15 protein-coding genes are annotated in these 12,646 nt (G+C 60.5%); 3 read left to right on the forward strand and 12 right to left on the reverse strand.

Going from position 1 to position 12,646, the window contains the following annotated elements; all coding sequences use genetic code 11:
* Positions 1-12 precede the first annotated feature (12 nt).
* The 7 genes from AAHA41_RS19405 to AAHA41_RS19435 form a co-directional block, all read right to left on the reverse strand.
* Positions 13-492, reverse strand: coding sequence for a DUF3299 domain-containing protein (locus AAHA41_RS19405; RefSeq protein ID WP_041210241.1), 480 nt, complete (start codon positions 490-492; stop codon positions 13-15).
* A gap of 31 nt (positions 493-523) precedes the next feature.
* Positions 524-1,771: an ABC transporter permease gene (locus AAHA41_RS19410; protein WP_201909092.1), complete on the reverse strand. Its 1,248-nt coding sequence runs from the start codon at positions 1,769-1,771 to the stop codon at positions 524-526.
* A complete protein-coding gene (locus AAHA41_RS19415) occupies positions 1,765-2,454 on the reverse strand; it encodes an ABC transporter ATP-binding protein (RefSeq protein WP_041210239.1) in 690 nt (229 codons plus the stop codon). The genes AAHA41_RS19410 and AAHA41_RS19415 overlap by 7 nt, the downstream gene beginning before the upstream one ends.
* Before the next feature lie 4 nt (positions 2,455-2,458).
* Complete coding sequence (locus tag AAHA41_RS19420; RefSeq protein ID WP_323070544.1) at positions 2,459-3,049, reverse strand: DUF2796 domain-containing protein; 591 nt, start codon at positions 3,047-3,049, stop codon at positions 2,459-2,461.
* 30 nt (positions 3,050-3,079) lie between these two features.
* Positions 3,080-3,379, reverse strand: a complete 300-nt coding sequence (locus AAHA41_RS19425; protein ID WP_323070545.1) for a hypothetical protein — start codon at positions 3,377-3,379, stop codon at positions 3,080-3,082.
* Between the two features lie 43 nt (positions 3,380-3,422).
* Entirely contained in the window at positions 3,423-3,965 is a 543-nt protein-coding gene (locus tag AAHA41_RS19430) for a YtfJ family protein (protein ID WP_041210236.1), read from the reverse strand.
* A gap of 209 nt (positions 3,966-4,174) precedes the next feature.
* Positions 4,175-5,053: a hypothetical protein gene (locus AAHA41_RS19435; RefSeq protein ID WP_201967726.1), complete on the reverse strand. Its 879-nt coding sequence runs from the start codon at positions 5,051-5,053 to the stop codon at positions 4,175-4,177.
* Between the two features lie 138 nt (positions 5,054-5,191).
* Between AAHA41_RS19435 and AAHA41_RS19440 the strand changes: the two genes are divergently transcribed.
* Positions 5,192-5,542, forward strand: coding sequence for a hypothetical protein (locus AAHA41_RS19440; protein ID WP_323070546.1), 351 nt, complete (start codon positions 5,192-5,194; stop codon positions 5,540-5,542).
* 27 nt (positions 5,543-5,569) lie between these two features.
* Here the strand turns inward: AAHA41_RS19440 and ppa are convergent, their stop codons facing one another.
* The 3 genes from ppa to AAHA41_RS19455 form a co-directional block, all read right to left on the reverse strand.
* Positions 5,570-6,100, reverse strand: a complete 531-nt coding sequence (gene ppa / locus AAHA41_RS19445; protein ID WP_005335667.1) for an inorganic diphosphatase — start codon at positions 6,098-6,100, stop codon at positions 5,570-5,572.
* A 198-nt stretch (positions 6,101-6,298) separates the two neighbouring features.
* A complete protein-coding gene (locus AAHA41_RS19450; protein WP_041210233.1) occupies positions 6,299-7,879 on the reverse strand; it encodes a DUF3369 domain-containing protein in 1,581 nt (526 codons plus the stop codon).
* Positions 7,880-7,987: 108 nt separating this feature from the next.
* Positions 7,988-8,869 (reverse strand): LysR family transcriptional regulator, encoded by an 882-nt coding sequence (locus AAHA41_RS19455; RefSeq protein WP_323070547.1) that lies wholly within the window; start codon positions 8,867-8,869, stop codon positions 7,988-7,990.
* A 159-nt stretch (positions 8,870-9,028) separates the two neighbouring features.
* Between AAHA41_RS19455 and AAHA41_RS19460 the strand changes: the two genes are divergently transcribed.
* Positions 9,029-9,433, forward strand: a complete 405-nt coding sequence (locus AAHA41_RS19460) for an SMR family transporter (RefSeq protein ID WP_082035428.1) — start codon at positions 9,029-9,031, stop codon at positions 9,431-9,433.
* Positions 9,421-9,741, forward strand: a complete 321-nt coding sequence (locus AAHA41_RS19465; RefSeq protein ID WP_033113059.1) for an SMR family transporter — start codon at positions 9,421-9,423, stop codon at positions 9,739-9,741. The genes AAHA41_RS19460 and AAHA41_RS19465 overlap by 13 nt, the downstream gene beginning before the upstream one ends.
* A gap of 69 nt (positions 9,742-9,810) precedes the next feature.
* Here the strand turns inward: AAHA41_RS19465 and AAHA41_RS19470 are convergent, their stop codons facing one another.
* Together AAHA41_RS19470 and mrcB are read right to left on the reverse strand one after the other, a co-directional pair.
* The gene (locus tag AAHA41_RS19470) at positions 9,811-10,212 is read right to left on the reverse strand and encodes a VOC family protein (RefSeq protein ID WP_323070548.1); all 402 of its coding nucleotides are present in this window, start codon (positions 10,210-10,212) and stop codon (positions 9,811-9,813) included.
* A gap of 59 nt (positions 10,213-10,271) precedes the next feature.
* Complete coding sequence (gene mrcB / locus AAHA41_RS19475; RefSeq protein WP_323070549.1) at positions 10,272-12,590, reverse strand: penicillin-binding protein 1B; 2,319 nt, start codon at positions 12,588-12,590, stop codon at positions 10,272-10,274.
* Between the last annotated feature and the right edge of the window lie 56 nt (positions 12,591-12,646).

Raw genomic sequence — 12,646 nt, forward strand, 5'->3', positions numbered from 1 at the left:
GCAAAGGGAGGATTACTCCTCGTAAACGCTCACCTCCACCGCATCCATGGCGTAGGAGGCGGTGGCCATTTCGTGGCTGGAGCTGACGGTGCGCATCTTGCCCTTGACCCAGATGGCGTCCCACAGGTCATCCACCGGCGCCCCCTTGGGGTAGCTCACATAGACCACCTGATTGGTGGGCGGGGGCGGGACGTGGATGCAGGCGCCAAAGTAGGGCACCAGCAGAAAGGCGGTGATCTTCTTGGCATCCCCCTCCAGCGGTACCACGAAGCCCGGCAGCCGTACATTCTGCTCATTCAGCTTCTTGTTCACGCCACCCACAGGTTGCGGCACCGAGGCAAAGTTGCCGTCATGGTTGATCGGCGGGGGCGGCTGGATCTTCTCCCCTTGCGGGATGAGCACGTCCCAGTCGATGGTCTTGTAATCGTCTGCGGCCATGGCGGGCAGCGCCAGCAGGCTGGCGAGCAGCGCCACTATTTTCCACTTCATCATCTGTCCTTCTGTTTCTCTTTTGGGCGTCTCGCTAGACGCGAATACTCATGCCATCGCTCAGGCTGTAGCGGTAAGCGCGGGCGGCGGGGAGCAGGCCGATCACCATGCCCGCCAGCCACACCAGCCCCAGCAACTGCCACTCGTAGGCGCTTGGCAGCCCCAGACTCAGTTGCAGGCCATAGTGGCTGAGCAGCCAGGGGGTAGCAAGCCCCTGCCCGAGGTAGAGCACCGCCACCCCGAACGCGATGCCAACCGTGGTCAGCGCCATCGCCTCCAGCGCCAGCAACAGGAACAGGTGGGCAGGGCCGGCACCGAGGGATCGCAATATGGCGAGCTCGCGGCGTCGTTCGTTAAGCCCGGCGAGCAAGGTGGTCAGCATGCCGATCAGGCCCGCCACCACCACAAAACCGGCGATGACCGACAAGGCGGTTTCCGCCACGCTCATCAGGCTCCACAGCTCCTGCAGGGCGGCGCCCGGCAAGATCGCCATCAGCGGCTCTCTGGGATAGGTGTTGATGGTGCGTTGCAGCTGGAACGCCAGAATGCGGTTGCTCAACCCCACCATAAAGGCGGTGATGGTTTTCGGGGTGAGATCCTGCGCCAGCGCCTGCTCCGGGGTGACGTTCTTGCTGTGGCGACCGGTATCCCACCCGAGATGGATCGCCTCGATCCCCGCCAGCGGCACATGGATGGTGCGATCGATGGGCGTGCCGGTCGGCGCCAGAATGCCCACCACCTTAAACGGCAGGTTGTCGTGCTGGCTGAACGAGGTGTTGCCAGCGCCATGGGCGATGACGATGGACTGGCCAAGGTGATAGCCGAGCTTCTCGGCTACCTGGGCGCCGAGTACCGCTTCAAACGGCGTGTCGAATGGTCGCCCCTCGCGCAACTGCAGCGACTGCTGCTGGCCGTACTTCAGGTGGGTGAAGTAGTCGCCGTTGGTGCCGAGCACCCGAAATCCCTTGTGGGAGTCACCGAGGGAGAGCGGGATGGTCCAGGCGATGCCGGGGCGCTGCTTGATGGCCTGATAGGAGTCCCAGCCCACGTTGTTGGTGGGGTTGCCGATGCGAAACACCGAGTAGAGCAGCAGATTCACCTGACCGGAGCGGGCGCCGACGATGAGATCGGTGCCCGAGACGGTATTGGCAAAGCTGTCGCGCGCCTGATTGCGCACCCGCTCCACCCCGAGCAGCAGGGTGACGCTGATGGCGATGGCCAGCAGGGTAAGCCCGGCGGTGAGGCGGCGGGCCCAGAGACTTTGCAGGGCGAGAGTCAGCATGATGCCCTCCGGTTGAGCTGTTGCAGGTTCTCCACCCGCGGGAACAGGGGTTCGAGATGAGGGTCGTGGCTGACGAAGATGAGGGTAGAACCCTGCTTGTCGCACTCCTCGAACAGCAGCTTGATAAAGGCGGCCCGGTTGTCGGTGTCGAGGGCCGAGGTGGGCTCGTCGGCAATCACCAGCGGTGGCGAGCCAATGAGGGCGCGTGCCGCAGCGACCCGCTGCTGCTGGCCGATGCTGAGGGCGTGCACGGGACGATGCAGCGCTTCGTCCGGCAGTTGCAGTTCTGCCAGCAGGCGGCGCGCCTCCTGTTGTGGCGAGGCTTGCAGCCGGCTGCGCTTCTCGGGGGAGAAGGTGAGCGCAGCGGTGACGTTATCCAGCACCGAGAGAAACGGCAGCAGGTTGAACTGCTGGAAGATGTAACCGAGATTGGCCGCCCGGAAGTGGTCACGGGCGCGACCAGAGAGCTGGGCCAGTGGCTGGCCCAGCACCTCCAGGGTGCCGTGGTTGGCGGTCTGGATCCCGGCCAGCAGGCCGAGCAGCGTCGATTTGCCGGAGCCTGACGGCCCCTTGATAAAGACCCGCTCGCCCTTTGCAATGGTCAGGGTGGGCAGGTCGAGTACAACCTCGTGACCCGGCCAGGCAAAGGCCAGATCGCGGATCTCAACCACGGCGTTTTTCATGGCGTTACCAGCTCAGCTTGTTGGCGGACGGGGTCAGTTCGGCTGCGGTCTGGCCGGTGGGCAGGATCCCCTGCACGCTCAGCTTCTCAAGGCTCGGATAGACGCTGAACAGGGTCGCTTCAAGACCGGTGAGTTTGGCCGGGGTAGCGCAGGTGTAGGTATACATGGCGCCCATATCGGCGTGACCCGCTTCGTCATGATCATGGTGGTGTTCATGCTCGCCGCTGGCAGCCTTGTTATGGTCATGGTCATGGTCATGGTCATGGTCGTGCTCTTCTTTGGCGGCCTGCAGCTCCTGTTGGGTCAGCTTGCAGCCGGCGGCCGGGTCGAAGCGGAACAGGGTGTCAGGCTGCTGGAGGCGGGCGATAGCCCTGGCGTATTGCGCCTTCTCTTCATCGCTTTTGGCTGCGTGCTCGAAGCCCACCAGATCGGCGGCGGGGGCTTGCAGCTCGATCATCAGCTGGTCGCCATCGACCACCAGATTCAGGTGGCCGTGGCCATGTTCGTGGGCGCCGTGGCTGTGACTTTCGTGTTCATCGTGATTGGCGTGCACGGCAAAGGTGGCTACCGCCAGCAACAGGGTAACTGCTTTCATCTTGAATCCTTTTAATAACAAAAAGAGAACTTAAACAAAGGGATAGATAAAAGCGGAGAGCGGTGGCGCACGGATTGCGTAGCTGTGGGGAGGGGTGGCATCTGCTGAATGTTGCATGAGTGCAACAAAAGGCGTGTCGGCCGTTTTATCAGCGTAACAATATGGGGCAGGGGTGATCGCCTGTTTGCCATCCAGATGGAGGGCGCAGACCAGACAGTGGTGGTTGTCGTGACCGGGCAGGGCGGAGTCAAGCTGATGGCGGGCGAGCAGGGGTTGCAGCAACAACCAGCCCAGCAGCAGGATCCAGATTTTCAGCTTGATACGACCCATAGACCCTTATGGAAAGGGCGCCATCAGCGCCCTTTCACTCTGATTAGAGATGGGACTTGATGAGCCCCATCACGGTTGCGATGTTGTTGGCATCGAGCTGGCCATCTTTGGCAAACAGCACCTTGCCCTCTTTATCCAGCAGGATGATGGCTGAACTCTCCGGCGCCAGATCCCAGGCATTGCGCGCCATACCCTTGGCATCCAGCACCAGTGCGGACCAGGGGAACTCTTTCTTGGTATCTTCGGCGCTGCTCTTCACAAAGCCGGAAGTACCCCAGATGGCGTCATTGCTGTTGATGATGGTGACGGTCTGGTACTTGTCATGGGGCAGATGAGCCGCCTTGATCGCCTCGATCATCGGTGCATTCAGCTCTTTGGCACTGGTGCGACCGGCGATGTGCTGGATCAGGAAGACCTTGCCGGTGAGCGCCTTGCTCTGCCACGGCTGGTAGCTGATCTCCTTGCCGCTGAGTACCAGCTCACCCTTGTCGCTGATATTGACCAGCGGAACCGGGTTCGCTTCCTTGATGTTGCTGGCGAAGGCGAGGCAGGGCAGCAGCGCCAAAGTAAGTACGAGATGTTTCATCCTGATGACACTCCATTTGTTATGTTATAACGAGTTTCAGATTGAGGGAATGGGCGAGCTTCATCCTAAACTGATCGGATCTGTTTAAAAAGTGTTAAATAGAATCGCAATTCGGAAGTGCCACCACCCCGTCGGTTTGACGAGGTGGGCTAGGATGGCATGACATCGATAAAAATCAATGAATTGGCAGCTGGTCTGAGTTCTCGGGTTCAGTAGAGCGGCTGGCTGACGAGGGGGATCCTGGCCAGCGCCATCTGCTGCACCATCAGCGGAGATCCGGTCAGCAATACCTGACGCTGGTTGTTGATCATCAGGGTATCGCCTTTGAGGCCGCTGTCGGCGGTGATGGCGAGCCAGGCGGGCGAGACGCTGCCGATGCTGATATCGGGATAGATGATGCTGAGCACATATTGCGGTGCCAGCTCTGCCAGCAGGCTGGCCATCAGCAGCGCCTTCTCGTCGCTGTCGGCCTTGTTCTCCTGCAGCGCCAGCAGCGGCGGCGCGAAGTGATCCATCTGTTCAGGCTGGGTCGGGATGGCGTTCAGCCACTCCTGCAGCAGGCTGACGCTGGTGGCGAGATCCTTGGCGGCAAACTGGCGGGCCAGCGGCTTGAGGGAGTCCTTGAAGTGGTAGAAGAGCCGCGAGTAGTCGGGCCGCACGCAGGGCAGCTTGCGATTGGAGGGATGCACGCAGGGCACCACCATCATCTGGTAGAAGGCGTCATCCTGATACTGCTGGTACGCCTGCCAGAAGAGTTGTGACTCCATGCTGTCGTCGTGCAGGGTGAAGGCCTGCTCCAGCGAGCGAAACTTGGTGGCGGTCTCGGGGCTGTACTGATTGATGAGATTGATGCTGTTGTAGAGCCTGGGCCCTATGTAGGCGTACAGGGTCTCCAGCGGCTTGGTGAGGGAGGCATCGAGCAGTTGCATCTCGTGCTGGCTGGCAGCCAGGGTCTGATCATCCGTGGTCAGCTGAAAGTGCTGGTGCTGGCCGCCCGGCGATTGCCACTGCCAGCTCATCTGGATCTCGCTGGCATGAGCGGTGGTAGAGAGGGTCAAAGCGAGCAACAGCGCGGCGATTGGCTTCATGGCGGTGTTTCCTGCCGGGGATGATAATTAACAACTAGGTGAGACGGGGCCAGTTTGGCGATGTTTCGTTTTGTGAACCGGATAACAGACTGATGTGGCTTTAAATTTAATTGTGAAAAAAAGTCACAAGGAGGGGTTATGAAGCTGTGGCTCTTGGGATGGCTGGTGGCGATGAGCCTGCCAGCAGTGGCGGGGCCTGTCATCGTCAGCAAGGGAGATGACGGTATCGATGCCTTTGCCCTGCGCGACAAGCTGGCGCGCGAACATGAGTGGCAGGAGTGGTTGCGCTTCCAGCAGGCTATCAAGTGGCTGGAGGTGCTGCCGGTCAATTGTGAACTGGTGAGCCAGAAGGAAGGGGGATATCGCTGTGGGAGCGATTACTACCGTCCCTACCAGCAGCAAGATGGCCGTGAAATATATATTCAGGGGGATCCGGCTGGCGAAACACCCAAAAATTTGCCGCAACAACCCACTAAAAAGGCGCCATAAGGCGCCTTTTTCATCTGCGGGTTGCGCTTACTTGGCAGCGTAACGCTCGGCAGAGGTTTTGATCTCGGCTTCGGCAGCGGCCTTGTCGCCCCAACCTTCCACCTTGACCCATTTGCCTGCTTCCAGCTCTTTGTAGCGCTCGAAGAAGTGCTGGATCTGTGCTTTCAGCAGTTCCGGCAGATCGTTCACATCCTGGATGTGGTCGTACTGCTTGGTCAGCTTGGAGTGCGGTACGGCAACGATCTTGGCATCTTCGCCAGATTCGTCGGTCATCTTCAGCACGCCAACCGGGCGGCAGCGGATGACGGAGCCTGCCAGCAGCGGGTAGGGGGTCGGAACCAGTACGTCGACGGGGTCACCATCCAGCGAGAGGGTCGCGTTCACATAGCCGTAGTTGCACGGATAGAACATCGGGGTGGACATGAAGCGATCCACGAAAATCGCACCGCTATCCTTGTCGACTTCGTATTTGATCGGGTCGGCATTCTGCGGGATTTCGATGATGACGTAGATATCGTCGGGCAGGCTCTTGCCGGCCGGTACCAGGTTCAGGCTCATGATATTTCCTTGGTTTTAATATCGGGTTTGCAGGCCGACATTATAGCGATGTGATGTTAAATGACCATATTTCAGCGGATATCGCCGCCAAAGAGAGGGGATGTTTATCGCGGGGGGATGGTAGGTGTGCGTAAAACGCAACAAATTGGCTGTTTTCATGCCATACCGGTGGGTTGCCTCACCGGTATGGCATGAGATTCAGAGTGAGTAGGGAAGCCGCGATTCATTGACCAGTCGGGCGAGAGCAGCCACGACATGGGGGTCAAACTGGGTGCCGGAGCGCGACTGGATGTACTCCATGGTCTGCTCCAGCGTCCAGGGCTCCTTGTAGGGGCGTTTGCTCAGCAGAGCATCGAACACATCGACCACCGCCACAATCCGCGCCGAGAGCGGGATCTGCTGGCCAGCCAGCCGTTCGGGGTAACCCTTGCCGTCAAAATGCTCGTGGTGGCCACGGGCAATCTCGGCTCCGAGCGACAGGTAGCTGGTACCTTCCACCATTTCGCCCGCCTTGTGCAGTATGTTGGCGCCGATGCCGGCATGCTGCTCCATGATGGCCCGCTCGTCGGGATCGAAACGTCCCGGCTTGTGCAGGATATGGTCCGGTGTGCCCACCTTGCCCACATCGTGCAGGATGGAGGCCATGCCGATCATCTCGACAAACTCTGGGGTGAGCTGCTCGGGGTAGGCGGCCATCTGCTGCAGCTCTTCCACCAGGGCATCTGATAGCTTCTGGACCCGCAAGACGTGTTCGCCGGTGTCCGAGTCGCGGAACTCTGCCAGTGCAGCCAGCGCCACTACGGTCGCCTCCTGGGCACGCAGCAACTGGTTGTAGAGATAGAGGTTGTCGTAGGCGGCGGAGATACGCTGGCAGAACACATCCAGCAGGTCGCACTCGAGAGGATCGAGAGGCTGGGTGGGGGTAAAGCTCAGCACGAACTCGCGACCATTCTGGGCGGCGATATAGAGCGAGTCCTGCGGATGTTCAAAGCGGTTGCAGCGGGCGGCCAGCGCCTTGGTCACCGACTCGTTGAGGGTCGGGAAGTCGGTGAGACTACCCTGACTCAGCAGGGTTTCATAGTCACCGGTAGCCGCCAGGATCTCCAGTTTCTGCTCGCCCGGGCGGCGTTCGGCGCAGATGGCACCCTCGGTGCCGACGTCCAGAATCGCGCTGATCTGTTTGAGCACGCCGGAGGCAAACTCCTTGAGCGAATGGAGATGGTAGAGGTCTCCCGCCCCTTCCAGGATCTTGCCAAGACCTTGCCGGCTCTTGTCGATGGCACTCAGCGTTTCATACGAGCGCAGGGAGGCGATGACGGTGGTGTAGAGCTTTTGTACCGTCAGCTCGGTCTTGGTCTTGTAGTCGTTGATGTCGTAATCGAGGATCACCCGCTGCTCCGGTGCCTGCCCGGGCTGGCCGGTTCGCAGCACGATACGCACCAGCGAGTTATGCATTTCGTTGCGGATCCTGTGCACCAGTCGCAGGCCGGCGTCTTCTGTCTCCATCACCACATCCAGCAGGATCAGGGCAATTTTGGGATTGGCCTCCAGCATGGTGGCGGCTTCAGCACCACTGTAGGCATTGAGCAGTTCGAGCGGGCGGGATTTGTACTGAATATTGGAGAGGGCAAGCCGGGTGGCATGATGAATGTCGGGCTCATCATCCACGATCAGCACCTGCCAGGGGTTGAGTGCCTTGGGGGTTACGACCTCTTCGTCATCGAGTTCGATGATGTCGTCATCCAGCCAAATGTCGTCCTTGTCTTGGGCACTGCTCATATCGGTTACGCCTCCGGCGTTCAATGAGTATGTAAACAGTATGCACGATCATGCTCGGTAGACGCATCAGCTTAAATGCATATCGTGAACTTGCTCCGTGACTTTCATCTATTCGAATGGTTCCAGATATGTCTGGATTGAGCGCTTCAACCAGGCCAGTGCCTTGCCGTGATAGGCATTCTGCGCCAGATAGACCCCGTAATCCCGCCACTGCAGGCTGAACTTGTGTTTCAGGGTCAGCAGCGAACCCTGCCTCAGCTGGCTCTGTATGAGGGGCGAGGGGAGCACCGCCCAGCCAAGGCCGTCCAGCACCGCATTGCGCATTAACTCGAAGCTGGAGAGACCAATATGCTTGCCGCCCACTGGCAGCAGGCTTTTTACAGAAAACTCATCCACATAGGAGAGTGTGACCTGAGTGTGATCGGTGAGATCCTGCTGCACCACCCGTTTCAGCGCCGCCAGCGGGTGGTTGGGGGCGACCACCATCAGGGTGCGGATCGGGTTGAGCAGATCGATGTGGAGGCCGCTGCGCTCCTGATCTTCGGTAATGAGGCCGAAAGCGGCATCGACAAATCCCTCCTCGACCAGCGCGGGCAGCTCGGGCGGGGAGGCGAGCACCAGCGAGATGCTGGTGCCGGGAAACTGGTTGTGCAGTCCAGCCAGCATCTCGCGCCATACCTGCTCGGGAATGGCGTCATCGCGGGCGATCCGCAGCGCCACTTCGGCCCCCGAAGCGTAGTGCTCGCATTTCTGTTGCAGGCTGTTGGCGGCCTGCAGCAGGCGGGTACAGTCATCCAGCACCAGCTCGCCGATTTCGGTCAGCCGACTCTGGTTGGCACCGCGTTCAAAAAGTTCGACGCCAAGCTCGACTTCAAGAGCCGCAATGGCGGTACTGACTGCGCTGCGGCTCTTGCCACGGTGGCGGGCAGTGCTGGCGATGGAGCCACTATTGGCGGACTCGACAAAGAGTTCTATCTGATAAAGCTTCATGGTTTACGACATATGACACAGTGATCCCATCTTCACCTTACCCTGCCCCCGACTGACAAGGCAAACGAGTAGCGTCAATATTGTCGACGCTCAGCGACTCCCGCCAAAGAGAGTGCCCGAGCTACCATCTCTCCCGTCGCAGCAACAAAAGGAAATTTTATGTTATTCAGTCGCATGCTTTTAGCTCGAATATTTTTGACGGGCGCCATAGTGACCGAGGTGGCAGGCACCTCGAGTATGGCGATGATCCCCGAGAACGATGCCGGATGGCTCAACTATTTGCCGATGTGGGTGCTGATTTCGCTCTCGTATCTGCTACTGGCCAAAGCCGCCAAAACAATCTCCATTGGTATTGCCTTTGCGTTGTGGGAGGGGCTGGGGATTGCGCTGATCACCGTCGTCTCCGTGATGTTCCTCGACTACAACCTGAGTGCTCAGGAGTTGATTGGTCTGGGGCTGGCGATAGTGGGTATTGTTATGGTGACCATGGGGGAGTGCCACGATGAGCCGACAAGTGCTCACGATGACACCCGCAATGGCGAGGAGGTTGTATGCACCCGTTAATTATCGTTTTTGGCGCAGCTCTGCTGGATATCGGCGCCAACATGGCGATCAACCGCTCGGTCGGCTTTCGCTACAAGAGGTGGGGGTTCCTCGGCATCCTGCTGGTGCTGATGGCCTTTACCCTGCTCTCCGAGGCGGTCAGCGGTGGCAAGATCGACCTGGCCGTGGCCTACGCGACCTGGGGCGCCATCGGTATTCTCGGTACTGCGCTGGGTGGCTTGCTCATCTTCCGCGAGCGCCTCAAGCCCATCGGCTGGGCCGGCATGATGGTGATGGCACTGGCTGTCGCCATGCTGACCACCGCCTGATAACACGCCAGCAATAAATAAAAAAGCCGCCCGGTTCGCCGGGCGGCTTTTTGTTTGGCCGATGCAGACTCAGCGCGGTGCTTCATAGAGCTCCAGCGGCAGGCCGTCGGGGTCAGCGAAAAAGGTGAAGCGCTTGCCGGTCAGCTCATCCACCCGCACCGGTTCCACTGCGACTTGGTGGGCATGCAGATGGGCGATGACGCGATCGAGGTCGCACACCCGAAAGGCCAAATGACGCAGGCCGCATGCCTCCGGCGTAGAGGGGCGCTTGGGGGTGATGGGGAAGCTGAACAGCTCCAGCTGACTGCCATCCGGCAGGGCCAGATCCAGTTTCCACGACTGGCGCGCCTCGCGCAGGGTCTCCGAAATGATGGGGAGCCCCAGCACCTCGTGATAGAAGTGGCGCGAGCGAGCGTAATCGCTGGCGATGATGGCAACGTGGTGGATGGCCTCAAACAGCGGTTGGTTCATGGTGACTCCTTGTAAGCGGGATAGTGAGACGGGCAGCCCTGGCTACCCGTCTCCCTCGGTCAGTTGAAGAATCCGCCGAACCAGTCGTCCAGCGCGCTGCGTGGCGTACCAGGGCTGCTGCAGCTGGTCGGTGAGCCCATGGTCGAGACCTTGGCCGGCACCTGCAGGCTGCCCGGGCAGTCGCTGGTGACGCGGGTGCCGCTGGCGCGGGAGAAGTTGGCCCAGGTAACCCCTTCCGGGATCTGCAGGCTCAGGCTGTTGACGCCGCGCTGGCTCATGTAGCCGGTAAAGAGCTGCAGGGCGCCGCTGGCGCCGGTCAGGCCTGCCGGGGTGTTGTCATCGCGGCCGACCCAGATACTGACCAGCTCGTTGTTGTCGAGCCCGGTAAACCAGGAGTCACGCAGCTCGTTGGTGGTGCCGGTCTTGGCCGCCATGGTGGCGCCCGGGAACTTGGCGCCCAGCGAGCGCGCCGTCCCCTGACTCACCGTCTTGGTCATGGCGAACAGGGTGAGCCAGCTCGCCTGACTGTCGGTAACCCGTTTGGCGGTCTGATCATGCTGATAGAGCAGGCTGCCATCCCCTTTGACCACGGCGCGGATCGCTGACAGCGGCTGGGTCAGACCCTGATTGGCGATGGGCAGGTACATCTGGTTCACCTCCATCGGTGAGAGCGCAACGGCCCCCAGCACCAGCGACGGATAGGGCTGGATCTCCTGCTGCACTCCCAGCTTGTGCAGGGTATCGACCACCTTCTCCAGCCCCACCTGCAGACCGAGATTGACGGTCGGCACGTTGAGGGAGCTGGCCAGCGCATCCATCAGCGGCACGCTCTGGCGGAACTTGCGATCGTAGTTTTGCGGCGTCCAGACCTGACCATCCTGACCGCGAATGCGGATCGGCTGATCTTTGAGGGGGGTCGCCAGGGTCAGGCCGTTGGAGAGGCCAGTCAGGTAGACCGCAGGTTTCACCAGCGAACCGATCTGGCGGCGGGCATCGAGCGCCCGGTTGAAGCCGGCGTAGCGGGGATCGCGACCACCGACCAGCGCCACCACTTCGCCCTTGTGCCAGTCGGAGACCACCATTGCGGCCTCCAGCTTCTTCTTGCCACGCAGTTTTTCGATGTCGGCGAGGCCAGAAGCGACCGCCTGCTCGGCGGCATGCTGGGCGATGGGGTCAAGGCTGGTGAAGATCTTGAGGCCGGACTGCTTGAGCAGCTCCGGGCCGAAGCGGCTCTGGATCTCGCGCTTGAGCAGTCCCATGAAGGCCGGGGTGCGGCCGTAGCTCATCTGGCCGCGGGCGATGATGCCGAGCGGCTGCTTGCTGGCCAGATCATATTCGGCCTGGGTCAGGCTGCCGTGATCCATCAGCAGTTTCAGTACCAGATCGCGGCGCACCTTGGCCCGATCGGGGAAGCGCCAGGGATCGTAATAGGAGGGGCCTTTTACCAGACCGACCAGCAGGGCGACCTGATCAATATCCAGCTCGTTGACCGGAATGCCGAAGTAGAAGTAGGAGGCGAGGCCGAAGCCATAGACCCCTTGCGAGAAGTTCTGCCCCAGATAGACCTCGTTGAGGTAGGACTCCAGGATCTCGTCCTTGCTATAGCGGTAGTCGATCAGCACCGCCATGTAGGCTTCCTGCAGTTTTCGCCACAGGCTGCGCTCACGGGTCAGGAAGAAGTTCTTGGCCAGCTGCTGGGTGAGGGTACTCCCGCCCTGCACGGTGCGACCGGCGATCAGGTTGGCAAACATGGCGCGCATGATGGCGATAGGGGAGACGCCACCATGCTGATAGAAGTCGCGATCCTCGGTGGTGAGCAGGGTCACCAGCAGGCTGTCCGGCACCTCGGCGAGGCGTACCAGCAGGCGGTCTTCCCGATCCTCGGTGTTGAGGCGATCGAGCAGCACCGGGTCCATCTGGGCGTAACCGAGCTGGCGCTGGTTCTCTAGCGACTGGATCCCCTCGAGACGCGGGCCGTTGAAGGTGAGGCGCAGGCCGCGCGCACCATCGGTGCCATCGTAGAAGGCAAATGGTCGGCGAATAAGCTCGATGCGGTTGCCGATGATGGTGTATTCACCCGGGGTATGGGGCTGGCGCACCTGCTTGTAGCTCAGCATGTTGAGCTCGCGCAGCATCTGGTCGCGCGACAGGCGCTGGCCCGGATAGAGCTCCAGCGGACGGCTGTAGACCATCACCGGCAGCTGCCACTTCTCGCCATCAAATCGCTCGCGCACCTGGGTATCGAGGTAGATGCCAAACACCACCATGAAGGCCGCTACCACCAGCGAGAGCTTGAAGCCAAGCCAGAACAGCTTGCGCCAGATGGTACGCTTGGGTGGCGCTTTCTTGGGGGCGCGCTTGCGTCGTTGGGTTGCCATAAATCCTCTTTGCTTTCCTTTCTACTTGTTATGTCGCATTCGCGAACGTCCGATCG

It is taken from the genome of Aeromonas sp. SER (assembly GCF_038739615.1).
GTDB lineage: Bacteria > Pseudomonadota > Gammaproteobacteria > Enterobacterales > Aeromonadaceae > Aeromonas > Aeromonas jandaei.

What these genes read in the sequence shown, in the direction of transcription:
- AAHA41_RS19405 (WP_041210241.1), bottom strand. Translation starts at nt 492, where the DNA reads ATGATGAAGTGGAAAATAGTGGCGCTGCTCGCCAGCCTGCTGGCGCTG.
- AAHA41_RS19410 (WP_201909092.1), bottom strand. Translation starts at nt 1,771, where the DNA reads ATGCTGACTCTCGCCCTGCAAAGTCTCTGGGCCCGCCGCCTCACCGCC.
- AAHA41_RS19415 (WP_041210239.1), bottom strand. Translation starts at nt 2,454, where the DNA reads ATGAAAAACGCCGTGGTTGAGATCCGCGATCTGGCCTTTGCCTGGCCG.
- AAHA41_RS19420 (WP_323070544.1), bottom strand. Translation starts at nt 3,049, where the DNA reads ATGAAAGCAGTTACCCTGTTGCTGGCGGTAGCCACCTTTGCCGTGCAC.
- AAHA41_RS19425 (WP_323070545.1), bottom strand. Translation starts at nt 3,379, where the DNA reads ATGGGTCGTATCAAGCTGAAAATCTGGATCCTGCTGCTGGGCTGGTTG.
- AAHA41_RS19430 (WP_041210236.1), bottom strand. Translation starts at nt 3,965, where the DNA reads ATGAAACATCTCGTACTTACTTTGGCGCTGCTGCCCTGCCTCGCCTTC.
- AAHA41_RS19435 (WP_201967726.1), bottom strand. Translation starts at nt 5,053, where the DNA reads ATGAAGCCAATCGCCGCGCTGTTGCTCGCTTTGACCCTCTCTACCACC.
- AAHA41_RS19440 (WP_323070546.1), top strand. Translation starts at nt 5,192, where the DNA reads ATGAAGCTGTGGCTCTTGGGATGGCTGGTGGCGATGAGCCTGCCAGCA.
- ppa (WP_005335667.1), bottom strand. Translation starts at nt 6,100, where the DNA reads ATGAGCCTGAACCTGGTACCGGCCGGCAAGAGCCTGCCCGACGATATC.
- AAHA41_RS19450 (WP_041210233.1), bottom strand. Translation starts at nt 7,879, where the DNA reads ATGAGCAGTGCCCAAGACAAGGACGACATTTGGCTGGATGACGACATC.
- AAHA41_RS19455 (WP_323070547.1), bottom strand. Translation starts at nt 8,869, where the DNA reads ATGAAGCTTTATCAGATAGAACTCTTTGTCGAGTCCGCCAATAGTGGC.
- AAHA41_RS19460 (WP_082035428.1), top strand. Translation starts at nt 9,029, where the DNA reads ATGTTATTCAGTCGCATGCTTTTAGCTCGAATATTTTTGACGGGCGCC.
- AAHA41_RS19465 (WP_033113059.1), top strand. Translation starts at nt 9,421, where the DNA reads ATGCACCCGTTAATTATCGTTTTTGGCGCAGCTCTGCTGGATATCGGC.
- AAHA41_RS19470 (WP_323070548.1), bottom strand. Translation starts at nt 10,212, where the DNA reads ATGAACCAACCGCTGTTTGAGGCCATCCACCACGTTGCCATCATCGCC.
- mrcB (WP_323070549.1), bottom strand. Translation starts at nt 12,590, where the DNA reads ATGGCAACCCAACGACGCAAGCGCGCCCCCAAGAAAGCGCCACCCAAG.